The sequence below is a fragment of the Mycobacterium sp. SA01 genome (genome assembly GCF_041287105.1).
GTDB lineage: Bacteria > Actinomycetota > Actinomycetes > Mycobacteriales > Mycobacteriaceae > Mycobacterium.
On the sequence record NZ_JBGGNO010000014.1, the window covers coordinates 235,627 to 257,219 of the forward strand.

Here is a 21,593-nt window from a genome sequence, read left to right on the forward strand (position 1 = left end):
CGAGTCGAAAGGTCGCGATGTGAACCAGATAGTCGAGACCTATCCGGATACCTCAGCGCTGGTGGCCGCCGTCGGCGACCGGCTGGTCGGGGCGATCACCGCCGCCATCACCGCGCGCGGGCAGGCGTTCGTCGTACTGACCGGCGGCGGAACGGGAATCAACCTGCTCAAGCATGTCGGCGCCCACGACGGCGCGATCGACTGGTCGAAGGTGCACATCTTCTGGGGCGACGAACGCTACGTCCCCGCCGATGACGACGAGCGCAACGACAAGCAGGCCCGCGAGGCGCTGCTCGACCACATCGACATCCCGGACAGCAACGTGCACCCGATGGCGGCCAGTGACGGCGAGTTCGGCGACGACCTGGACGCTGCGGCCCTGGCCTACGAGAGTGTGCTCGCCGCCAACGCCGGGCCAGGCGAACCGACACCGGTATTCGACGTGCACCTGCTGGGGATGGGGCCGGAAGGCCACATCAACTCGCTGTTCCCGCACACCCCGGCGGTCGCGGAGACCAAGCGGCTGGTGGTCGGCGTCGAGGACTCCCCCAAACCGCCGCCCCGGCGGATCACGCTGACCCTGCCCGCCGTCAATCGGTCGCGCGAGGTGTGGCTGGTGGTATCCGGTGAGGGCAAGGCCGAGGCGGTCGCCGAGGCCGTCGGCGGCGCCAAGGCCGCCGACTGGCCGGCTGCCGGCGCGAAAGGCCGCGACGCCACGGTTTGGCTTCTCGACACCGAGGCGGCCGGCAAGCTGCCACACTGAGCCCATGGTTGACAAGCCGCCCCCGCCACGGTCTGGCCGGGACCGGATCAAGACCCTGGCCCAGGCGGCACTCAACGCCGACGTCACCGTCGACCAGCTCGACACCATCCTGTCCGGGATGAGCGATGCGCTCACCGATCTGAACAAGACCATGAGCGGCATGAAAGGCACCCTCGAGTACTTCGAGGAGACGCTGGTCGTGTTCAACTCCACGCTGAGCCGCATCGACGAGCTGGCGCCCCGGCTCGATGCGGTGGTCGCCCGTATGGAAGGGATCGTCGAGCGCGTCGAACGCATCGTGGGTGTCGGCGAAGCGGTGATCTCACCGCTGGCCGCCACGGAGTCGGCCATCCGCGGGGTGGTCAACGCGATCCGTCGCCAGGGCCGCTAGCGCGTCACCATGGACCTGCACGTCAAAACCCGGGTGCACTGGTTGTTGGATTACGGGCTTTCCCGTTCGGTGCTCACGCTGCTCGCTCATCGCGGAGACCCGTTCGCCCGACTGGTCATCGACAGCGGGAGACCCGAGAACACCTATCGCCTCATCGAGGAGGTCCGCCGGCGGGGTCGAATGTCTCCCGGGATCGGCGGCGGTTGGGTCACCGCTGACGCGCAGATCGTCCGAAACGTTCTGCGCGACGACCGATTCCGGACCGTCAAACCGCAGGATCGATTTCCTGTTCGTGCGGTCCGGTGGCTGGCCGCCAAGACGGCCCCGGACATGATGAATCCCGTCGAGCCGCCCTCGCTCCTCGTGGTGGATCCGCCGGTGCACACCCGGTTGCGTCGCCTGGTATCGCGTGCTTTCACACCTCGAGCGATCGAGGGGCTGCGCGATCGCATTCACGAGATCACCGACAGGGTGCTCGACGATCTCGAGGGCCAGTCGCACTGCGATCTGATCCCCGCCTTCGCGGCCCGGATCCCCATCGAGGTCATCGCCGAGATGCTGGGACTCCCCCGCGAGGAGATACCGGCGCTGCACGCCTTCGCCGACCCTGCCGCCAAGCTACTGACCACAACCGTTCCTGCCTGGAACGACTTTTACACCGCCTCGGTGGCCTTGCGCGATTTCGAAGGCTACATCGCCGCACATATCCAGCGACTCCGGCTCAACGACGCGGACAACAGCATCCTGTCAGCCGTACTCCACGACGACCACCTCACCGAAGACGAGGTCAGGATGTTCGCCGGCCTGCTCCTCGGTGCCGGATTCATCACCACCACACACGCATTCGGCAACGCGGTGGTCGCGCTTCTGCGCCATCCGGAACAGCTGGCGCATCTGCAGGCGCATCCCGAAGGCTGGCCCAATGCAGTCGAAGAGTCGCTCCGCTACGACTCGGTGGCCCAGATCGGGCTGCGGGTGGCGACAAAGCCGGTGCAGATCGAGGGCTGCGCCATCGACGAAGGGCAGGCGGTGTTCGTGCTCATCGCCGGAGCCAACCGCGATCCGGCGATCTTCGAGCGCCCTCTCGAATTCGACACCACACGCGCCAACGCCCGCGACCACCTCAGCTTCAGTTCCGGTATTCACGTCTGTATCGGCGCAGCACTCGCCCGCCTGGAACTGAACATCGGCCTGGAAGCTCTGTTTCGGCGCTTTCCAGAACTCGGGCTGGACGGCGAACCGACGCTCAACGACAGCACGTTGCTGCGCGGAGTAAAACGCCTACCTGTCAGCCTGGGAGCCGCTTCCTCAGGTGCCGGCCGCTAGCGCGTCACCACCAGTCGTCGCCGGGATCGGTGCCTGACCACTCGCCCAGCACCTGTGCCGCGGTCTGCGGAAGCGGTCCGAGCAGTTCGGCGGTGTTCTCCAGAGAGCAGTCGGGTTGTGTCATAACCGTTTTGACGCTATCGGCCGGCTGTCGGTTCCATCACGGGGTCAAGTGCGGCCGCATCCGCTCCGCATCGATCTCGACGCCTGCGGAGAGATCGTCTGCCAGCGCGGCCCCGGTGGCGGCCAGACCGACGATGTCGATGCCGTAGGGCGCTCCTGGGATCTCGGCAAGCAGCGTTGATGCCCGGCGCAGCAGTGCGGCAGCACCCGTGCGATTGCCGCGCTGGATGTGCGTGACACCGACCGCGAACTGGGCCAGCCCCTGCCACAGCGGTCGCTCGTCATCGGGTCCGTTCTTCCAGGCCGCCTCGAAGACTTCGTGAGCGTGAAACGCTCGCCCCCGGCTGAGCAGATCTTGCGCGTAGGCCAGGGTTTCGGCCGGCGGGAGACTCAGGTCGTCGGGAATGCGGGGTTCCCCCTGCGCGCCCGGCGGCAGCGGCCGGCCGAGCGCGTCGCGGGCCCTGGCATTGCGGGGCCGGCCGGACTCGTCGCGGTCGCGAGCCATCGGCTAACCGCTGTTGCGCAGTGCCGACGCCAACCCACTCATGGTGAGCAGGATGCCGCGCTGGACCAGCTCGTCGTCGTCTCCGGACCGGTAGCGGCGCAGCAGCTCGACCTGTAAGTGGTTGAGCGGCTCCAGGTATGGAAAACGGTTGAACACCGACCTGGCCAGCGCCGGGTTGTCGGCGAGCAGGTCGTCCTGGCCGGTGATCAGCTGATGGATCCGCAGCGTGCGGCCGTACTCGGCGACGATCTTGTCGAACACCCGGGCGCGCAGTTCATCGTCCTCGACGAGCTCGGAATACCGGGCAGCCAAGCCCATGTCGGCCTTGGCCAGCACCTGCGCCATGTTGGAGAGGACGGTGGCGAAGAACGGCCAGTGCTTGTACAGCTCCTGCAGCACTTCGAGCCGGGCCTCGGGCGATTCCGGACCGGCGGCGATCCACTCCTCGACCGCGGTGCCGGTGCCGTACCAGCCGGGCAGCATCACGCGCGACTGGCTCCAGGCCAGCACCCACGGGATGGCCCGCAGATCGGAGATAGACGTGGTGGGTTTGCGCGACGTCGGCCTGCTGCCGATGTTGAGCGAACCGATCTCACTGACCGGTGTCGAGGCCTTGAAGTAGTCGACGAAACCCGGTGTCTCGTGCACCAATTCGGCGTAGGCGCGCTGGGCGCGAGCGGCCAGGTCGTCGAGCACCTCGTACGCCTGCTCGGCAAGGTCGCCGAGGCCCTCGGTGTCGAGCAGCGTCGACTCCAGCGTGGCGGCGAGCAAGGTCTCCAGGTTGCGGTGCGCGATCCGCGGCTCGGCGTACTTGGCGGCGATCACCTCGCCCTGTTCGGTCAGCCGGAGCGAACCGTTCACCGCGCCTGGCGGCTGGGCCAAAATCGCATCGTAGCTCGGGCCGCCACCGCGGCCGACGGTGCCGCCCCGACCGTGGAAGAGCCGCAACCGAATTCCGGTCTTGCGGGCCGATTCCACCAGATCCAGCTCAGCCCGGTAGAGCGCCCAGTTCGCGGCCAGATATCCGCCGTCCTTGTTGGAGTCGGAATAGCCGAGCATCACCTCCTGGCTCTCGCCGCGGGCATGCACCATCGCGCGGTAGAGCGGCAGGTCCAGCGCAGACTCGAGGATCGAGGCGCCGTGCTGCAGGTCGTCGATCGTTTCGAACAGGGGCACGATGCCGACGGGCGCGTAGACGTCGTCACTCGAAACACCAAGCAGTCCAGCCTCTTTGAGCAGGATCGCGGCTTCCAGCATGTCCGAGACCGACTGGCACATCGAGATGATGTAGTTGGGCACCGCTTCGGGGCCGAACACCGTGACCGCACGGGCGGCGGCGAACACAATGTCGAGTTCTTTGCGAGCCAGCTCGGAGAGCTCGGAGTCGTCGCGCACCAGCGGCCGGCGGGTCTTCAGCTCGGCGGCCAGCACCTCGACCCGCTCCGGCTCGGACAGCGACGCATAGTCCGGATGGACCCCGGCCCAGGACAGCAGTTCGGCGATGACCTGTTCGTGTACCTCGGAGTTCTGCCGCATGTCCAGGCTGCTCAGGTGAAAACCGAAGACGTCCACGGCTTCCCGCAACCGGGCAAGCCGGTCGTCGGCCAGCAGGGTGCTGCCGTTGGCGCGCAATGACGCGTCGATGGTGTTCAGGTCGGCGAGCAGCTCGTCGGGTGTGTCGTACGGTTCGAGGCCGAGATCGAGGGTGTGCGCCGGTTCGCGATCGAGGATCTTCTGCCCGGTCGCGGTGAGCCGGGCGTGCACCACCCGCAGTGCCCGCCGGTAGGGCTCGTCCATCCGGGCCGGCTCGTGGCAGGCGTCAGCCAGGGCGACGAGAGCGTCGGTGGTCTTCACCAGCCGGGCCGACATCGACAATTCCTGTTCGAGCTTGTTGAGCTCGGCGAAGTAATGTCCCAGGGCGGTGTAGGCGGCGCTGCCGGTGGCCAACCGGACCACGTCGGCGGTGACGTTCGGGTTTCCGTCGCGGTCGCCACCGATCCAGGAGCCCGGCCGCAGGATCGGCTCGGGCAGCAGGTCGGCGTCGGGCCAGCGCGTTCGCAGCGCGTCGCGAACCTCGGCATTGACCTTCGGGATCACCTCGAAGAACGCCGCCGGGTAGTACCGCAGGCCGACTTCGATCTCGTCCTGGATCTTCAAGCGGGACAACCGGATCAGTGCGGTCTGCCACAGCGTCAGGATCTGCCTGCGCAGTTCGGTCTCGACCGGCCGACCGTCCTCGGTTTCGTCCTGACCGTGCAGCCGTACCCGCATCAGCTGGGTGATCCGGTGCTGGGTGTCGAAGACGGTGCGCCTGCGGGTCTCGGTGGGGTGGGCGGTGATGACCGGCGCCACCAATGCCCCGGTGAGCGCTTCCTGAACCGTTGCCGCGTCCAGCTGCGCGGCATCGAGCTTGTCGTAGGTGGCGGCGAGGGTGCTGGTCTGCGGCGGCTCGCCTGCGGCGACGTGTATCGCGCGGCGCCGTTCGCGGTGGATGTCCTCGGCGACGTTGGCCAGCAGGGCGAAGTGGCTGAACGCGCGGATCACCGGGATGGCCTGGTGGACGTCGATGCCGTCGAACAGCTGGGCCAGCTCGGACCGGTCGATCTCGGATCGGCGCACCCGGAACGATTCGACGCGGGCTTTTTCGACGAGGTCGAACACCTCGTCGCCGTTCTGCTCGCGCACGGTGTCACCGAGGATCGCCCCCAGCAGCCGGATGTCCTCCCGCATCGGCTCGGTGGCCTCCCGCCCGACCTGGGTGCGCTGTACCGCGCCGATCGGTTCCAGCGACACATCCGGAGCTTCAGCCATCCCCCAAGTATTCCGGTGTCCGCTATGCCGTGCAGGGCGTGGGGTCGTGGCGTTGTCCACAGAGCCGACTTCGTCCACAGGTTGCGGTTTCGTCCCCGGTGCTCGAACAATTGTTCGATACCGTGGTGTCATGTCCGCCGAACCCCTGACCGCCCACGCGGTGCATGACCGGGTTCGCGCCGAGCTCGATGCCGTCGATGCCGCGTACAGCCGGCTCCGGTCGATCTGTACTGATCTGGCCGGCAACATGTTTCGCATCGAGGCGGCCGAGCGCCTGGAGGACCAGACCCGAGTGAACCGCGGGCTGTCCTACCGGATGTTCGGCGAGATCGCCGAACCGGTCGACGGCTCGTCATCGCCTGCCGGAGCGAAGGTCCGTGACGTCCTGGCCAGCCGGTTACGCCTGACGGCCGGGGAGGTCAAGCGTCGGTTCGCGCTGGCGAATCGACTGCGGCCGCGTCGATCTCTGACCGGCCCGCCGCTACCGCCGGAATTGCCGGTGTTGGCGGCCGCGGTCGAGGCCGGGGAGGTCGGCGAGGACCACATCGCGGCAGTGTGCACTGCACTCGACCGGCTGCCGTCGTTCGTCACGCCGGCCAACCGGGAGGCAGCGGAACGCGCACTGGTTCGCCGGGCGCGCGAACAGGATTCGAAGTTCGTCGCGGCGATCGGTCTCGAGATCGCAAACTGCCTGAATCCCGAGGGCACGTTCACCGACGAGGATCGGGCACGACGGCGCGGGTTGCGGCTGGGCCAGCAGGGTCCGGACGGGATGAGCCGGCTTTCCGGCTGGGTGGATCCAGAGAGCCGCGCCTACATCGAAGCGGTGACGGCCGCAGTCCGGCCGGGGCGCCATCTCCCCGACGGCACCGGGGGACGCGACAACCGAAGCCCGGAACAACGCTGCCACGACGGAATCACGCTCGGCCTCAAGGCGGCTCTGTCATCGGGGGCGTTGGGGCAGCATCGCGGACTGCCGGTGACCGTGATCGTGACGACGACGCTGGGCGAGCTGGAGCAGGCGGCGGGCTGGGCCCGTACCGGCGGAACCGGCCGGCTCCCGATGCGCGACGTCATCCGGATGGCCGGCGAAGCGGTGCACTACCTGGCGGTCTTCGAGGATCACTCGGCACGCCCGCTGTACCTAGGCCGCGCGAAACGGCTTGCGACTGCCGACCATCGGATCATCTGCCATGCCCGCGACCGCGGGTGCACCAAGCCGGACTGTTTCGAGCCCGGCTACCACTCCGAAGTGCATCATGCGCTGGAGTGGAGCGCCGGCGGCCCGACCGATGCCGACAACCTGTACTTCGGCTGCCCGTGCGACCACGCGATGGCGACCGAGGGCACGTACACGACGACTGTCACCGAGGACGGCCGGATCGCGTGGAGCGACGGCAACGGTCCCCCACGGGTCAACGACGCGCACCACCCGGATCGGTTGCTCCGCGAGGACGACGGGGAGTCGGGGTGACGGGCGGCGCGGGGTCGAGCATTCCCGACAGCAGCGCGGTCAGTCGCTTCTGCTCGGCGGCGCTGAGCCGGCTGGTCATCGGTGTCAGCAGGCCGGCGACCGTGTCGGCGAGATCGGCGCCGAGCCGCTGCCCGGCGGCGGTCAGGGTGACGTGCACCGAGCGGCCGTCCTCGCGGCTGGTGGCCCGTTTGACCAGACCGCGGCGCACCGCGCGGTCCATCAACCCGCTCACCGACGATCGCTCCAAGCCGAGGTATTCGGCCAGCTGCGCCATGGTGGGTTCGCGGTCGCGCAGGATGGCGAGCGCGCGCAGCTGCGTCAGGGACAGGTCGTTGTCGGCGGCGACCCGGTTCAACACCGCGGTCACCGCGAACGAGGTGCGCACCAGGTCTTCCAGCAGCGCTTCTGAGATATCGCCCGGCATCGCACTAGCGTACCGCATTAGTTCGTATTACCATCAAACTTTAGTTCGTAATACCATCTATTTTGGAGGGTGCCGTGTACGCAGCAGTCGTCACAGACTTCACGAAACCGCCTGCCTATCAGGAAGTTCCGCAGGCAATCGCGACCGGGAACACCGACATCGTCGTCGACGTCCTTGCGGCAGGTCTGCATCCGCTGGTGCGGTCCCGCGCCAGCGGAACGCACTACACCAGCACCGGCGTCCTGCCCCTGGTGCCCGGGATCGACGGTGTCGGCCGCGCCTCCGACGGCACGTTGCGCTACTTCGTCGTGTCCACCGACCTCGGTGCGATGGCCCAACAGACCGTCGTCGACGTGCGCCGCAGTGTCGTGCTCCCCGACGACGCCGATCCGGTCGCGATAGCCGCGGCGATGAACCCCGCCATGTCGTCGTGGGTGGCGTTACGCCGCCGCACCCTGATGCAGCGAGGACAGACCGTCGTGATTCTGGGCGCGACCGGAACCGCGGGGCGTCTGGCAGTGCAGGTCGCCAACTATCTCGGCGCTGGGGCGGTGATCGGCATCGGCCGAGACCGCAGGCAGCTGGCAATGCTGCCCGACCTCGGCGCCGACGACGTGGTCGCACTCGACGAGATCACCACGAGCATCGACCGGATCACCGCGGCCGACATTGTGCTCGACTACCTGTGGGGACCGCCCGCGGCCGACATCATGGCCGGCCTGGCGCGCGGCCGCCACGACTCAGCACAGCCGCTGACATGGATTCAGATCGGTTCGATGGCCGGCGCCGACGCCGGCATCCCATCGGCGGCTCTGCGATCCATGCCGATGCAGATCGTCGGCAGCGGTATCGGGTCGGTGCCGGTCGCCGACATCGTGGCGGAGCTGCCGGAATTGGCGGCCGAAATCTCCAACGGCACCCTGCGAACGCAGCCGCGCGCGGTCCCGCTGGCGGAGGTCGAACAGGCGTGGCCGCAGCCCGAGAACGGTCAGCGGATCGTCTTCACGCCCTGAAACGGACTAGCTGTACTTGATCTGGAGGGCCATGCCGATGATGGACACCACCCAGATACCGGTGACGAACAGCGTGAGGCGGTCGAGGTTCTTCTCGACCACGGTCGACCCGGACAGGCTGGACTGCACACCGCCGCCGAACAGCGTCGACAGGCCGCCACCCTTGGCGCGGTGCAGGAGCACCAAGAGCACCACCAGAACGCTGGTGGTGACCAGGATGATCTGCAGAGTCAAAACCATGGCGACCAGACTACCTGGTCGGGGCCGTCATCACGGCATCGGTCACGGGAGGGGTCACGGCAGGGGTCCACCCGCGGCGATCGCCGACAGAGTGGCGAACTGCTCCCCGTCCAGCGACGCCCCGCCGACCAGCGCGCCGTCGACGTCCTGCTGAGCGACGATCTCCCCGACGTTCTTGGCGTTCACCGAGCCGCCGTAGAGCACCCGGACACCGTCGGCGATCTCCCGCGTCGCGATGTTGCCGAGCTCGGCCCGGATCGCGGCGCACACCTCCTGCGCGTCGGCCGCACTGGCCACCCGCCCGGTGCCGATCGCCCACACCGGCTCGTAGGCGATCACCACATCGGTCAGCTGCTCCTTGGTGAGCCCGGCCAGCGACCCGCGCAACGAGTTCACGCAGAACTCGACGTGGTCGCCGGCCTCGCGGATCTCGAGCTGCTCGCCGATGCACACGATCGGCGTCAGTCCATGCCGGAACGCCGCAGCCGCCTTCTCGGCGACCACCGCGTCGTCCTCGTGGTGATACGTGCGCCGCTCGGAGTGCCCGACCACCACGAATGTGCACCCCAGCTTGGCCAGGAACGCACCGCTGATGTCGCCGGTGTAGGCGCCCGAGTCGTGCTGCGACAGGTCCTGCGCGCCGTAGGTCAGCCGCAGCTTGTCGCCATCGACCAGGGTCTGCACACTGCGCAGATCGGTGAACGGCGGGATCACCGTCACGTCGACCTTGTCGAAGTACTTGTCGGGCAACGAGAACGCGATCTTCTGGACCAGAGCGATGGCCTCGAAGTGGTTGAGGTTCATCTTCCAGTTGCCCGCGATCAGCGGTTTACGGGACACAGGACTCCTAGTTCAATACTTCGATGCCGGGCAGTGTTTTGCCCTCAAGGTATTCCAGCGATGCACCGCCGCCGGTCGAAATGTGCGAGAAACCGTCCTCCGGCAGACCCAGCTGGCGCACCGCGGCCGCCGAATCGCCACCACCGACGACACTGAACGCGCCCTTGCCGGTCGCGGCGACGATCGCCTCGGCCACCCCTTTGGTCCCCGCGGCGAACGCCGGGAACTCGAACACACCCATCGGTCCGTTCCAGAAGATGGTGCGCGCGTTGGACAGCAGCTTGGTGAACCGTTTCACCGACTCCGGGCCGATGTCCAGGCCCATCTTGTCGGCCGGGATGCTGTCCGCCCACACGGTTTCCGCCGGCGAGTCGGCCGCGAACTTCTCCGCGACCACGATGTCCACCGGCAGGTGGATGACATCGCCGTAGGTCTCCAGCAGCTGACGGCAGGTCTCGATCATCTCCTCCTGCAAAAGCGAGGTACCCACCGAAACACCTTGCGCGGCAAGGAAGGTGAAGCACATACCACCGCCGATGACGATGCTGTCCGCCTTGGTCGCCAGATTCTCGATGACGGCGAGCTTGTCCGACACCTTCGACCCGCCGAGCACCACGGCATACGGCCGCTCACTGGAGCTGGTCAGCTGTTGGAGCACCTTGACCTCGGCGGCCACCAGCGTTCCCGCGTAGTGCGGCAGCAGTGTGGCCACGTCGTACACCGACGCCTGCTTGCGGTGCACCACACCGAATCCGTCGGAGACGAAAGCGCCGTCCTCGCCGACCAATTCGACGAGCGCCTTGGCCAGCGCCAACCGTTCGCTGTCGTCCTTGCTGGTCTCACGCGGGTCGAACCGGATGTTCTCCAGCAACAGGACGTCGCCGTCGGTGAGCCCCTCGGCGCGGGCGAGTGCGTCAGTGCCGACCACGTCGCCGGCCAGCTGGACGTGCCTGCCCAGCCGCTCGGACAGCGCAGTGGCCACCGGCGCCAGCGAGAACGCCGGATCCACACCACCTTTGGGGCGGCCGAGGTGAGCGGTCACGATGACCTTCGCCCCGGCGTCGGCCAGCGCCTTCAGCGTCGGGACCGACGCGATGATGCGGCCCGGATCAGTGATCTTCCCACCGTCGAGCGGGACGTTCAGGTCGGAGCGTACGAGAACGCCCCGACCCGAAACACCCTCGGCCAGCAGGTCGTCGAGTGTCTGGACGGCCATTGCTGCTACAGCGACTTACCGACCAGCGCGACCAGGTCCACCAGACGGTTCGAGTAGCCCCACTCGTTGTCGTACCACGACACGACCTTGGCCTGGTTGTCGATGACCTTGGTCAGACCCGAGTCGAAGATCGAGCTGTGCGGGTCGGTGACGATGTCGGAGGACACGATCGGCGCGTCGTAGTACTTGAGGATGCCCTTGAGCTTGCCGTCGGCGGCGGCCTTCATGGCGGCGTTGATGTCGGCAGCGCTCGCCGACTTGCTCAGCTCGGCGGTCAGGTCGGTCACCGACCCGGTGGGGATCGGCACCCGCAGCGCGTAGCCGTCCAGCTTGCCCTTGAGCTCCGGCAGCACCAGGCCGATCGCCTTGGCGGCACCGGTCGAGGTCGGCACGATGTTCAGCGCGGCCGCCCGGGCGCGGCGCAGATCGCTGTGCGGGCCGTCCTGCAGGTTCTGATCCTGGGTGTAGGCGTGGATCGTCGTCATCAGACCCTTGACGATGCCGAACTCGTCGTTGAGGACCTTGGCCAGCGGACCGAGGCAGTTCGTGGTGCACGACGCGTTGGAGATGATGTTCTGGCTACCGTCGTACTTGTCGTCGTTGACGCCCAGCACGATCGTGATGTCCTCGTCGGTGGCCGGCGCGGAGATGATGACCTTCTTGGCACCGGCATCGAGGTGACCCTGCGCCTTGTCGCGCTTGGTGAAGATGCCGGTGGATTCGACGACGATGTCGACGCCGAGGTCGCCCCACGGCAGTTCAGCCGGGCCGGCCTTGACCTCGAGCGCCTTGATCTTGGTGTCGCCGACGACGATGGTGTCCTCACCCTCGAGGCTCACGTCGTACGGCAACCGGCCAAGGATCGAGTCGAATTTCAGCAGGTGCGCGAGCGCCGCGTTGTCGGTCAGATCGTTGACCGCGATGATCTCGATATCCGCGTTCTTGCCCTGCGCCTTCTGCGCGTCGAGAGCCCGGAAGAAGTTGCGTCCGATGCGGCCGAAGCCGTTAACGCCAACCCGGATGGTCACGTTGTCTCCTCTAGTAGCTTCTCAGTACCCGCCCAGCCTAGTGGCCTGCTCACCGGCATGCGCGACCGCCTGGAACCTCAGGAGATCCGGGGCCCGCTCTGGTCGGCGCGTGGTGAGCCGGTCCACCGCTCCCGGATCGCCGGCAACGTCCCGTCCTGCTCGAGAGCGGCCTGCGCGACGTTGATCCGGCCCAGCAACGCGGTATCGGTGGTCGGTACCGCGATCGCGATCTTCTCGGTGGTGATGCCGCGCTGAACGACGGTCACGCCCGGCGCCGCCGCGGCCAGCCGGGTCAGCACCGGGTCGAGTTTCATCAACGCATCGCAGCGACCGCTGGACAGATCTCGCAGCGCGGTCCGGATGTTGCCGTAGTCGTACACCCGCACCCGCGCGACCTTGCCGTCGGCAAGCAGCCGGTTGGCGATCGGCTGGCTGGTGTTGCCCTGCTGCACGCCGAGGGTCAGCCCCTCGAGATCGTCTGTCGATGTGACGTCGGGCAGCCGGGTGGCGTCGACGGCGAGCGCCTGGCCGGAGATCAGGTACGGATCGCAGAACGCGGCCTTCAACGCGCGGGATCCGGTGATCGTGGTGCCGGAGGCGACGCAGTCGAACTCGCCGGAGTCCAGTGCGTCGAAGATGCCGTTGAAGTCGCGGCCCTGGTAGCGCGCGAACTCCACCGACGCGCCGAGCCGCTCGCCGATGGCGGCCATGAGCTCGACGTCGAGGCCGGAGCCTGTTGGCCCGGCGTCGTTGAACGGTGGGTCGGGTAAGGCCGCCCCGACTCGCAACACCTCGGCCATGGCATGAACGCTAGCCCCCTGTCCGGCGCGCCCATATGTGCTCGCCGCCGAGGAACGCCGCCCAGCCCCAGGAGCACCGCCCCGATCGACCGGCACTATCGCGAAAAACTCATCGGCACAGAGCATTTCGACGCTCGCATCGCCCGGCTCGTCATTGGCGAGCAGTCTTTCCTCGGGTGCGATCGGACTGGACGAGCACCGCCGAAGCACCGCCATTACCCTGTGGTGGTGGCAAGTGTGTTGTCGGTCAATCTGGCCCGCGTCCGCGCGAATCCCGACAAGCCGGCGAGACGCACCGGCATCGACAAGGCGGCGACGCCCGACGCGGTGATGGTGCGCGCTCCGGGGCCGATGCGCGGCGGTCTGGGCAGCGGTCTGGTCGGGGACACGATCGGCAACCAGAAGCTGCACGGGGGCGATGACCAAGCCGTCTACGTCTACTCCCGCGAAGACCTCGACGAGTGGGCCGCCCGCCTCGAACGGCCGCTGACCGACGGGATGTTCGGCGAGAACCTCACCACCTCCGGCGTCGACGTGACAGGAGCGCTGATCGGCGAACGCTGGCGGGTGGGCACCGGCGGTCTGCTGCTCGAAGTCTCGGCGCCCCGCACCCCGTGCCGCACGTTCGCGGCGTTCCTCGACATCGCCGGCTGGATCAAGACGTTCACCGACGCCGGCAAGCCCGGGGCCTACCTACGGGTCATCTCCCCCGGCCCGGTGCGCGCGGGAGACGAGATCGTCGTCGAGGACAAGCCCGATCACGATGTGACGATCGCCCTGGTGTTCCGCGCGCGGATGACAGACCCCAGCCTGCTCCCCCGGCTGCGGGCCGCCGACGCGCTGTCCGACGAACTCAAGGCCTTTGTCGCCGACCGGGTGGCCAAGTCGATCTAGGCGTCTTCCAGCAGGTCGGGCGTGACGGCCGACTCGGTGTCCGGGATGCCGTCCTGCTTGGCTTTGCGATCCGCCATCGACAACAGCCGCCGAATACGCCCGGCCACAGCATCTTTGGTCATCGGCGGGTCGGCGAGGCGGCCCAGTTCCTCCAGCGACGCCTGCCGGTGTTCGACCCGAAGCTTGCCCGCCGCGGCCAGATGGTCGGGCACCGTGTCGGCCAGGATCTCCAACGCCCGCTCCACCCGGGCCGCGGCGGCGACCGCGGCCCGGGCCGAGCGGCGCAGGTTCGCGTCGTCGAAGTTGGCCAGCCGGTTGGCGGTGGCGCGCACCTCCCGGCGCATCCGCCGCTCCTCCCAGGTGAGCCGGGTGTCCTGGGCGCCCATCCGGGTCAGCAGTGCACCGATGGCCTCGCCATCGCGCACCACCACCCGGTCGGTGCCCCGCACCTCCCGTGCCTTCGCGCTGACCCCGAGCCGCCGGGCGGCACCCACCAGCGCCAGCGCGGCTTCCGGTCCGGGACAACTGACTTCGAGCGCTGAGGACCGCCCCGGCTCGGTCAGCGAGCCGTGCGCGAGGAACGCACCCCGCCATGCCGCCTCCGCGTCGCCGACACTGCCGCCGACCACCTGAGCGGGCAGTCCGCGCACCGGCCGGCCGCGCATGTCCAGCAGACCCGTCTGACGGGCCAGCGCCTCACCGTCCTTGGCGACCCGCACCAGATACCGGGTGCTCTTGCGGATGCCGCTGGCCGACAGCACATGCACCACCGCGTTATAGCCGTACAGGTCGTAGATGTCCTTGCGCAGCCGCCGGGCGATGATGCCCAGGTCCACCTCGGCTTCGACCACGACTCGGCCCGACACGATGTGCAGGCCACCGGCGAATCGCAACAGCGAGGCCACCTCGGCCCGGCGTGCGCTCACAGAATTGACGGCCAGCCGGCTGAGTTCGTCCTTCACCTCGGCAGTCATCGCCACAGGTCGTCACCTCTCGGTCCGTTGCCAGTCGGGTCCTGCACCCCGTCCCCCTGTCGCCCTCCGCCGGCCTGCACGGATGCAGCAGGTGGAGGGGAAGGCGGCGCGGTCACCGAATTTCGGGTGCGCACACCGTCAAGCGCTGCAGCCAGCTTGGCCGGGTCATGTAAAGGTGTACCAGGTCTGGTCACGTCGGCAAACTGAACTGAAGCTTCCAGCAGGCTTGCGGTACGCCGCAGTTGGTCACGCTCCCGGTCAGATGGGACGCGGGTGGCGTCGACCACGATCTCATGCACCGAGAAGCCCGGCGCATGCTGCGCGAGGACGTGCAGATGCCGCTCGGCGGAGAAACCGGCCGTCTCCCCCGGCTCGGCGGCCAGGTTCAGCACCAGCGCGCGGCGGGCGGTGGTCTCCTTCAGCGCAGCGGCCAGCTCCGGCACCAGCACGTGCGGGATCACACTGGTGAACCAGGAGCCCGGCCCGAGCACCACCAGATCGGCGTGCATGATCGCGTCGACGGCCTGGCGGGTGGCCGGCGGGTCACCCGGCAGCAGCCGCACCCGACGAACCTTGCCCGGTGTTGTCGCGACGGCCACCTGACCGCGGATCACCCGGCTCATCCGGGGATCGCCTTCCAGCCCGGCGACGTCGGCCTCGATCTGCAGCGCGATCGGGCACATCGGCAGCACCCTGCCCTTGACGCCGAGGATCCGGCCCAACTCGTCGAGCGCGGCCACCGGATCGGCCAGCAACTCGTTGAGGCCGGCCAGCATCAGGTTGCCGATCGGATGCCCGGCCAGCGCGCCGCTGCCGCCGAACCGGTGCTGGATGATGGTGGCCCACAGCCGGCCATGCGGGCTGTCAGATGCCAACGCCGCCAACGCCATTCGCAGATCGCCAGGCGGGATGATGTCAAGTTCGCTGCGCAGCCGCCCGGAGGAACCCCCGTCGTCGGCGACCGTGACCACCGCGGTGACGTGCGGCGTGAGCCGGCGTGCCGCGGACAGGGTCGCGTACAAACCGTGGCCACCACCGAGGGCGACGATGCGTGTCATTCGCGACCCAGATCGCGGTGCAGAACGCGAACGGTCAGGTGCTCGTGGTTCCCCAGCAATCCGGCGAGCGCCTCGGCCATCGCCACACTGCGGTGCTTACCGCCGGTGCAGCCGATGGCCACGGTCATGTAGCGCTTCCCCTCCCGGCTGTAGCCATCGACGACCAGCCTCAGCAGCTGATGGTAGGTCTGCAGGAACTCCGCGGCACCGGGTTGGCCGAGGACGTAGTCGCGGACTGCCGGGTGCTGGCCCGAGTGCGCCCGCAATTCGTCCACCCAGTGCGGGTTCGGCAGGAAGCGGACGTCCATCACCATGTCGGAGTCCATCGGCAGCCCGTACTTGAACCCGAACGACTCGACCGTGACGCTGATCTGCGCGACGGTCTGCCCCGCGAATGCCCGTTCGATGCTCTCGCGCAGGCCGTGCACCGACAGCGTCGAGGTGTCGATGACCAGATCCGCCGACGCCCGCACCGGGGCCAGCATGGCCCGCTCGGCGGCAATACCTTCGGCCAGGGTCTGATTGCCCTGCAGCGGATGACTGCGCCGGTTGCTTTCGTAGCGGCGGACCAGGATGTCGTCGGAAGCCTCCATGAACAACACCCGCGGATGGATGCCGCGGGTCACCAGCTCGTTGCGTACCCAGTCCAGATCCCCGGTGAACCCGCGGGACCGGACGTCCATCACCACCGCCAGTTGGGTGATCCGCGAGCCGGCGGTCAGGCCGAAGTCCACCATCCTGGCGATGAGTTCGGGCGGCAGATTGTCGGCGACGTACCAGCCCAGGTCTTCGAGCACCTTGGCCGCGGTTCCCCGGCCTGCCCCGGACAGCCCCGTCACCAACACCACGTCGATACCTGAATCCTCGCCGGTGTGGCCGGTGTGCATCTCTTCGCCTGTGCTGTGCTCTGTCATCGGGTCGCCTGTTCAGCAGACTGATCTTTGCCGACCGGATCTTCCGCTGCAGCCGATACCGGCGAATCCACCGTCACGCCTAGCGCTTCCAGTACCGCGGCGGCGGTCGCGGTGCCGATCCCCGGCACCGTGGTGATCTCCTCGACACTGGCCTGACGCAGTCGGGCCAGCGACCCGAAGTGGCTCACCAGCGCCTTGCGCCGGATCTCCCCGAGCCCCGGCACCGAGTCCAGCGCCGACGCCGTCATCCGCTTGGAGCGCTTACTGCGGTGATACGCGATGGCGAAGCGGTGGGCTTCGTCGCGAACCCGCTGCAGCAGGTAGAGCCCTTCACTGTTCCGCGGGAGGATGAGCGGTTCCGCTTCGGCGGGGACCCACACCTCCTCGAGGCGCTTGGCCAGACCGATCACGGCGACATCGGTGACGCCGAGGTCGTCGAGCACCGCTTGGGCGGCGTTGACCTGGGGAGCGCCCCCGTCGACGACGTAGAGGTTGGGCGGGTAGGCGAACTTGCGCGACTTGCCCTCCGGCGCCAACTCGTCGAGGGGCTGCTGCTGCTCATGGACATGGCGGGCGAACCGGCGTCGCGTCACCTCGGCGATCGAGGCGACGTCGTCGGAGCGGCCCTCGCCCGCGGCCTCCCGGATGGCGAAGTGCCGGTAGTCCGATTTGCGCGGCAGACCGTCCTCGAACACCACCATGGAGGCCACCACATCGGTGCCCTGCACATGACTGATGTCGACGCACTCGATGCGCAGCGGCGCATCGGCCAGTCCGAGTGATTCCTGAATGTTCTGCAGCGCAGCCGATCTCGCGGTGAAATCGCCGGCCCGCTTGAGCTTGTGCTGCTGCAGCGCCTCTTTGGCGTTGCGGTGCACCGTCTCGGCCAGCGCCTTCTTGTCGCCGCGCCGCGGCACCCGCAGCGCCACCCGCGACCCACGCAACCCGGACAGCCAGTCGGCCAGCTCATCGGCGTTGGGCGGCAGGCAGGGCACCAGCACCTCGCGCGGCACCGGATTGGTGGATTCGTCTGCGGCACCACCCAATTCGGCCCCGGGCGGGCCGCCCAATTCGGCTTCAGCGCCATAGAACTGGGTGAGGAACTGCTCCACCAGCCGTCCTTCGGCTGATTCGCCGGGGTCGGAAGGTTTTTCGACGACCCAGCCGCGCTGGCCACGCACCCGCCCGCCCCGGACGTGGAAGACCTGCACGGCGGCTTCCAGATCGTCGTCGGCAAACGCGACCACATCGGCGTCGGTACCGTCCCCGAGCACCACGGCCTGCTTCTCCAGCGCACGCTTGAGCGCGGCGATGTCATCGCGGAGCCGGGCGGCGCGCTCGAAGTTCAATTCGGCGGACGCCGCGTTCATCTCCAGTTCGAGTTCGCGGGCGAAGCGGTCGGTCTTGCCGGAGAGGAAGTCGCAGAAATCCAGAACGATCTTGCGGTGTTCCTCAGCGCTGACCCTTCCGACGCACGGCGCCGAGCATTTGTCGATGTAGCCCAGTAGGCACGGACGCTCGATCTGGCTGTGCCGCTTGAACACTCCAGCCGAACAGGTGCGGGCCGGAAAGACCCGGGTGAGCAGGTCGAGCGTTTCGCGGATGGCCCAGGCATGCGAATACGGGCCGAAATAGCGCACACCCTTGCGGCGCGGACCGCGGTAGACCGACAGCCGCGGATACTCCTCGTTGAGGGTGACGGCCAGCACCGGGTAGGACTTGTCGTCGCGGTACCGGACGTTGAACCGCGGATCGAACTCCTTGATCCAGTTGTATTCCAACTGCAGAGCTTCGACCTCGGTGTTGACCACCGTCCACTCGACCTTGGCCGCGGTGGTCACCATCTGGCGGGTGCGTGGATGCAGGGCGGAGATGTCCTGGAAGTACGACGTCAGCCGAGGCCGCAGGCTTTTGGCCTTGCCGACGTAGATCACCCGGCCATGCGGATCTCGGAATCGGTAAACACCCGGTTCCACCGGAATGGACCCGGGCGCCGGGCGGTACGTCGACGGGTCGGGCACGTCCACAAGGTTAGTCCGAGCGCCGACAGGCACTACCGTCGTGGGCGTGCCAGCAGCGCCCATCACTCGTCTCACCGAGTCGGACTGGGAACAGTTCGCCGAGCTGAGGCTGCGCGCGCTCACCGAAACGTTCGGGACGACCGACACGCAGTACCTCGTCGAGGCCCGGTTCACCGCGCCCGACTGGCGCCGGCGGCTGCGCGACCATGCGCAGTTCGTGGCGATGCTGGATGGCAGGCCGGTCGGCATGGTGGCGGCCTATCAGGAGAGCGCTCAGGCGGCGTACGTGTACTCCCTGTGGCTCGAGCCCGCGGCACGCGGGCACGGGCTGGCCCGCAGGCTGGTGGCGGCCGCGGTGGACTGGGCCCGACGGCGCGGGGCACGCACCGCGACTCTGCGGATGGCGCCCGACAACGCGGCCGCCCGAACGGTCTACGAGAGCCTGGGGTTCACCGAGGTGCCGAATTGCGGGGCCACCGGCGAAGTGGTGATGAGACTCACGATCCCGTGAGATCAGGCCGGTACTTGGCGAGCTGCGTCCGGAGAGTGTCCATCGCGTGCACCGCGCGTTCGCCGTCTATCGCCTGGATGGCCAGCACCGCGGTGTATTCGTAGTCCTCCAGATCGACCCGGGCCCACCGCGAGCCCTGCGGGAACGACACCCCCACCACGTCACTCCACGGGATCACCCGCTCGAGCAGGATGTTGCGAACACCGAGCCCGGCCGGCCCGATCCGCAGTCGCGGCGTGGCCAGCAGCAGGATCGCGGCCGCCAGGATCAGCCCCAGCACGCCCATCGCCACCTGATCGGCGGTCTGCAGGATCGCCCCGGTGTAGCGGATCTTCAGCAGGACACCGACGACGATCCCGGAGGTCGCGACCACGAACGCGGCCGCATACGCGACATACGGCGTCAGGCGCGGCCGAAGCACGACATCCCAGCGGCTGGTGGTGTCGGTCATGCCCCGCGGAGGTGACGCAGCGTCAACGCGGTCGACAACGCGGCGGCGGCGGCCTGCGCACCCTTGTCCTCGGCGGAATCGGGCAGACCGGCGCGGTCGAGCGCCTGCTCCTCGGTGTTGACGGTCAGCACCCCGTTGGCCACCGGCGTCGACTCGTCCAGCGACACCCGGGTCAGGCCCTGGGTGACGGCATCGCAGACATAATCGAAATGCGGTGTCTGCCCGCGGATCACGACGCCCAGCGCGACGACGGCGTCATGGGTGCGCGCGAGTTCCTGTGCTACGACCGGGATTTCGATGGCCCCCAGGACGCGGACGACGGTCGGGCTGGGCACGCCGGAGTCGTCGGCCACCCGGCGGGCACCGTCGAGCAGCGCGTTGCAGATTTTCGAGTGCCAGGTGCTGGCCACGATGGCCAGTGACAACTCCGAGGCGTCCATCTCCGGAAGCTCCGGGACGCCGGCGCCTCCGCTCACAGGGCTCCGCCCAAGTCACCGGGAACGACCTCGTCGTAGTCGTCGAGACCGGTCAGGTCGTGACCCATCCGGTCACGCTTGGTCATCAGGTAGCGAATGTTCTCGGCGTTGGCCCGCACCGGCAGTGGCACCCGCTCGATGATGTGCAGCCCATAGCCGTCCAAGCCGACCCGCTTGGCCGGGTTGTTGGTCAGCAGCCGCATCGAGCGCACACCGAGGTCCACCAAGATCTGCGCGCCGATCCCGTAGTCGCGGGCGTCGGCGGGCAAGCCGAGCTCCAGGTTGGCGTCGACGGTGTCGGCGCCGGCGTCCTGCAGCTGGTAGGCCTGCAGCTTGTGCATCAGACCGATGCCCCGGCCCTCGTGGCCGCGCATGTAGAGCACGATGCCGCGACCCTCGCGCGCGACCATCGCCAGCGCGGCGTCCAGCTGGGGGCCGCAGTCACAGCGCCGCGAACCGAACACGTCACCGGTCAGGCACTCGGAGTGGACTCGCACCAGTACGTCGTGGCCGTCATTCTCCGGACCGCTGATGTCACCCTTGACCAGGGCGACATGCTCCACCTCTTCGTACATGCTGGAGTAGCCGACCGCGCGGAACTCACCATGGCGGGTGGGGATCCGGGCCTCGGCGATGCGCTCGATGTGCTTTTCGTGCTTGCGCCGCCACTCGATCAGATCGGCGATGGAGATCAGGGCCAGGTCGTGCTCGTCGGCGAACACCCGCAACTCGTCGGTCTGGGCCATCGAACCGTCGTCCTTCTGGCTGACGATCTCGCAGATCGCACCGGCAGGCTGCAGACCCGCCAACCGGGCCAGGTCGACCGCGGCTTCGGTGTGACCGGGACGCCGCAGCACGCCGCCATCCTTGGCGCGCAACGGAACCACGTGACCAGGCTTGGTGAAGTCCTCCGAGACACTGCCCGGGTCGGCAAGCAACCGCATCGTCGTCGCCCGATCGGCGGCCGAAATACCGGTTCCCACACCATGTTTGGCGTCGACGGTGACGGTGTAGGCGGTGCCGTGCTTGTCCTGGTTGACCGCGTACATGGGCAGCAGCCCAAGCTTGTCGCAGATCTCGCCGGACAGCGGCACACACAGGTAGCCCGAGGTGTAGCGGACCATGAACGCGACCAGCTCCGGCGTCGCCTTCTCGGCGGCGAAGATCAGGTCACCCTCGTTCTCGCGGTCCTCGTCATCGATGACGACGACGGCCTTGCCGGCCGCGATATCGGCGACCGCCCGTTCGACGGTGTCCAGCCTCGTCATCCTTGCCGCCTACCCCTGTCCAATGTTGCTGCTACCAGACAGTATGAACCACCTGTGGCGCGTGATTATTGC

General features: G+C 68.0%; 22 protein-coding genes. 7 read left to right on the top strand and 15 right to left on the bottom strand.

Going from position 1 to position 21,593, the window contains the following annotated elements:
- The first annotated feature begins 19 nt into the window (after positions 1-19).
- From pgl to AB4879_RS05650, 3 genes are read left to right on the top strand one after another with little or no spacing between them, the layout of a single operon-like run.
- Positions 20-763 carry a 6-phosphogluconolactonase gene (gene pgl / locus AB4879_RS05640; protein WP_370506792.1) on the top strand — a complete coding sequence of 248 codons (744 nt, stop codon included), beginning with the start codon at positions 20-22 and terminating at the stop codon, positions 761-763.
- Positions 764-767: 4 nt separating this feature from the next.
- Positions 768-1,154 (top strand): ATPase, encoded by a 387-nt coding sequence (locus tag AB4879_RS05645; RefSeq protein WP_370506793.1) that lies wholly within the window; start codon positions 768-770, stop codon positions 1,152-1,154.
- Between the two features lie 9 nt (positions 1,155-1,163).
- Positions 1,164-2,480, top strand: a complete 1,317-nt coding sequence (locus AB4879_RS05650; protein ID WP_370506794.1) for a cytochrome P450 — start codon at positions 1,164-1,166, stop codon at positions 2,478-2,480.
- A gap of 160 nt (positions 2,481-2,640) precedes the next feature.
- On the opposite strand, the gene AB4879_RS05655 is transcribed toward AB4879_RS05650, so the two are convergent.
- Positions 2,641-3,108 carry a DUF309 domain-containing protein gene (locus AB4879_RS05655; RefSeq protein ID WP_370506795.1) on the bottom strand — a complete coding sequence of 156 codons (468 nt, stop codon included), beginning with the start codon at positions 3,106-3,108 and terminating at the stop codon, positions 2,641-2,643.
- Positions 3,109-3,111: 3 nt separating this feature from the next.
- Complete coding sequence (gene ppc, locus AB4879_RS05660; protein ID WP_370506796.1) at positions 3,112-5,919, bottom strand: phosphoenolpyruvate carboxylase; 2,808 nt, start codon at positions 5,917-5,919, stop codon at positions 3,112-3,114.
- Between the two features lie 130 nt (positions 5,920-6,049).
- Here ppc and AB4879_RS05665 point away from each other — a divergent pair, with 130 nt between their 5' ends.
- The gene (locus tag AB4879_RS05665; protein WP_370506797.1) at positions 6,050-7,393 is read left to right on the top strand and encodes an HNH endonuclease signature motif containing protein; all 1,344 of its coding nucleotides are present in this window, start codon (positions 6,050-6,052) and stop codon (positions 7,391-7,393) included.
- Here the strand turns inward: AB4879_RS05665 and AB4879_RS05670 are convergent.
- Entirely contained in the window at positions 7,335-7,817 is a 483-nt protein-coding gene (locus tag AB4879_RS05670; RefSeq protein ID WP_370506798.1) for a MarR family winged helix-turn-helix transcriptional regulator, read from the bottom strand. The genes AB4879_RS05665 and AB4879_RS05670 overlap by 59 nt on opposite strands.
- Positions 7,818-7,891: 74 nt before the next feature.
- Here AB4879_RS05670 and AB4879_RS05675 point away from each other — a divergent pair, with 74 nt between their 5' ends.
- On the top strand, positions 7,892-8,830 hold the full coding sequence (locus AB4879_RS05675; protein WP_370506799.1) for a zinc-binding alcohol dehydrogenase family protein: 939 nt from the start codon (positions 7,892-7,894) through the stop codon (positions 8,828-8,830).
- Positions 8,831-8,836: 6 nt separating this feature from the next.
- Here AB4879_RS05675 and secG read toward each other — a convergent pair whose 3' ends face one another.
- The 5 genes from secG to AB4879_RS05700 all read right to left on the bottom strand — a co-directional run bounded on the left by secG (position 8,837) and on the right by AB4879_RS05700 (position 12,954).
- Positions 8,837-9,070, bottom strand: coding sequence for a preprotein translocase subunit SecG (secG, locus tag AB4879_RS05680; protein WP_036337899.1), 234 nt, complete (start codon positions 9,068-9,070; stop codon positions 8,837-8,839).
- Between the two features lie 54 nt (positions 9,071-9,124).
- Entirely contained in the window at positions 9,125-9,910 is a 786-nt protein-coding gene (tpiA, locus tag AB4879_RS05685) for a triose-phosphate isomerase (RefSeq protein ID WP_370506800.1), read from the bottom strand.
- Between the two features lie 7 nt (positions 9,911-9,917).
- Complete coding sequence (pgk, locus tag AB4879_RS05690; protein ID WP_102807984.1) at positions 9,918-11,126, bottom strand: phosphoglycerate kinase; 1,209 nt, start codon at positions 11,124-11,126, stop codon at positions 9,918-9,920.
- A gap of 5 nt (positions 11,127-11,131) precedes the next feature.
- Positions 11,132-12,154, bottom strand: coding sequence for a type I glyceraldehyde-3-phosphate dehydrogenase (gene gap / locus AB4879_RS05695; RefSeq protein ID WP_102807983.1), 1,023 nt, complete (start codon positions 12,152-12,154; stop codon positions 11,132-11,134).
- Positions 12,155-12,231: 77 nt separating this feature from the next.
- Positions 12,232-12,954, bottom strand: coding sequence for an ABC transporter substrate-binding protein (locus AB4879_RS05700; RefSeq protein ID WP_370506801.1), 723 nt, complete (start codon positions 12,952-12,954; stop codon positions 12,232-12,234).
- Between the two features lie 228 nt (positions 12,955-13,182).
- Here AB4879_RS05700 and AB4879_RS05705 point away from each other — a divergent pair, with 228 nt between their 5' ends.
- Complete coding sequence (locus AB4879_RS05705) at positions 13,183-13,848, top strand: MOSC domain-containing protein (RefSeq protein WP_370506802.1); 666 nt, start codon at positions 13,183-13,185, stop codon at positions 13,846-13,848.
- On the opposite strand, the gene whiA is transcribed toward AB4879_RS05705, so the two are convergent.
- From whiA to uvrC, 4 genes are read right to left on the bottom strand one after another with little or no spacing between them, the layout of a single operon-like run.
- On the bottom strand, positions 13,845-14,822 hold the full coding sequence (gene whiA, locus AB4879_RS05710; protein WP_102808025.1) for a DNA-binding protein WhiA: 978 nt from the start codon (positions 14,820-14,822) through the stop codon (positions 13,845-13,847). The genes AB4879_RS05705 and whiA overlap by 4 nt on opposite strands.
- On the bottom strand, positions 14,819-15,880 hold the full coding sequence (yvcK, locus tag AB4879_RS05715) for a uridine diphosphate-N-acetylglucosamine-binding protein YvcK (protein ID WP_102807981.1): 1,062 nt from the start codon (positions 15,878-15,880) through the stop codon (positions 14,819-14,821). Before yvcK ends, whiA begins: the two co-directional genes overlap by 4 nt.
- On the bottom strand, positions 15,877-16,767 hold the full coding sequence (gene rapZ / locus AB4879_RS05720; RefSeq protein WP_370506929.1) for an RNase adapter RapZ: 891 nt from the start codon (positions 16,765-16,767) through the stop codon (positions 15,877-15,879). Before rapZ ends, yvcK begins: the two co-directional genes overlap by 4 nt.
- A gap of 23 nt (positions 16,768-16,790) precedes the next feature.
- A complete protein-coding gene (gene uvrC / locus AB4879_RS05725; protein WP_370506803.1) occupies positions 16,791-18,815 on the bottom strand; it encodes an excinuclease ABC subunit UvrC in 2,025 nt (674 codons plus the stop codon).
- Between the two features lie 46 nt (positions 18,816-18,861).
- On the opposite strand from uvrC, the gene AB4879_RS05730 reads away from it, so the two are divergent.
- A complete protein-coding gene (locus tag AB4879_RS05730) occupies positions 18,862-19,326 on the top strand; it encodes an N-acetyltransferase family protein (protein WP_370506804.1) in 465 nt (154 codons plus the stop codon).
- Here AB4879_RS05730 and AB4879_RS05735 read toward each other — a convergent pair.
- From AB4879_RS05735 to AB4879_RS05745, 3 genes are read right to left on the bottom strand one after another with little or no spacing between them, the layout of a single operon-like run.
- Positions 19,313-19,777 (bottom strand): PH domain-containing protein, encoded by a 465-nt coding sequence (locus tag AB4879_RS05735; protein WP_370506805.1) that lies wholly within the window; start codon positions 19,775-19,777, stop codon positions 19,313-19,315. The two genes, AB4879_RS05730 and AB4879_RS05735, sit on opposite strands and share 14 nt — an antisense overlap.
- On the bottom strand, positions 19,774-20,253 hold the full coding sequence (ribH, locus tag AB4879_RS05740; RefSeq protein ID WP_370506806.1) for a 6,7-dimethyl-8-ribityllumazine synthase: 480 nt from the start codon (positions 20,251-20,253) through the stop codon (positions 19,774-19,776). The genes AB4879_RS05735 and ribH overlap by 4 nt, the downstream gene beginning before the upstream one ends.
- A complete protein-coding gene (locus tag AB4879_RS05745; RefSeq protein ID WP_370506807.1) occupies positions 20,250-21,521 on the bottom strand; it encodes a bifunctional 3,4-dihydroxy-2-butanone-4-phosphate synthase/GTP cyclohydrolase II in 1,272 nt (423 codons plus the stop codon). Before AB4879_RS05745 ends, ribH begins: the two co-directional genes overlap by 4 nt.
- Positions 21,522-21,593 lie beyond the last annotated feature (72 nt).

Excerpts from the sequence above, each read along its gene's own strand:
- AB4879_RS05645 (WP_370506793.1), top strand. The coding sequence starts at position 768 with ATGGTTGACAAGCCGCCCCCGCCACGGTCTGGCCGGGACCGGATCAAG.
- AB4879_RS05650 (WP_370506794.1), top strand. The coding sequence starts at position 1,164 with ATGGACCTGCACGTCAAAACCCGGGTGCACTGGTTGTTGGATTACGGG.
- AB4879_RS05655 (WP_370506795.1), bottom strand. The coding sequence starts at position 3,108 with ATGGCTCGCGACCGCGACGAGTCCGGCCGGCCCCGCAATGCCAGGGCC.
- ppc (WP_370506796.1), bottom strand. The coding sequence starts at position 5,919 with ATGGCTGAAGCTCCGGATGTGTCGCTGGAACCGATCGGCGCGGTACAG.
- AB4879_RS05665 (WP_370506797.1), top strand. The coding sequence starts at position 6,050 with ATGTCCGCCGAACCCCTGACCGCCCACGCGGTGCATGACCGGGTTCGC.
- AB4879_RS05670 (WP_370506798.1), bottom strand. The coding sequence starts at position 7,817 with ATGCCGGGCGATATCTCAGAAGCGCTGCTGGAAGACCTGGTGCGCACC.
- secG (WP_036337899.1), bottom strand. The coding sequence starts at position 9,070 with ATGGTTTTGACTCTGCAGATCATCCTGGTCACCACCAGCGTTCTGGTG.
- pgk (WP_102807984.1), bottom strand. The coding sequence starts at position 11,126 with ATGGCCGTCCAGACACTCGACGACCTGCTGGCCGAGGGTGTTTCGGGT.
- AB4879_RS05700 (WP_370506801.1), bottom strand. The coding sequence starts at position 12,954 with ATGGCCGAGGTGTTGCGAGTCGGGGCGGCCTTACCCGACCCACCGTTC.
- whiA (WP_102808025.1), bottom strand. The coding sequence starts at position 14,822 with ATGACTGCCGAGGTGAAGGACGAACTCAGCCGGCTGGCCGTCAATTCT.
- yvcK (WP_102807981.1), bottom strand. The coding sequence starts at position 15,880 with ATGACACGCATCGTCGCCCTCGGTGGTGGCCACGGTTTGTACGCGACC.
- rapZ (WP_370506929.1), bottom strand. The coding sequence starts at position 16,767 with ATGCACACCGGCCACACCGGCGAGGATTCAGGTATCGACGTGGTGTTG.
- AB4879_RS05735 (WP_370506805.1), bottom strand. The coding sequence starts at position 19,777 with ATGACCGACACCACCAGCCGCTGGGATGTCGTGCTTCGGCCGCGCCTG.
- AB4879_RS05745 (WP_370506807.1), bottom strand. The coding sequence starts at position 21,521 with ATGACGAGGCTGGACACCGTCGAACGGGCGGTCGCCGATATCGCGGCC.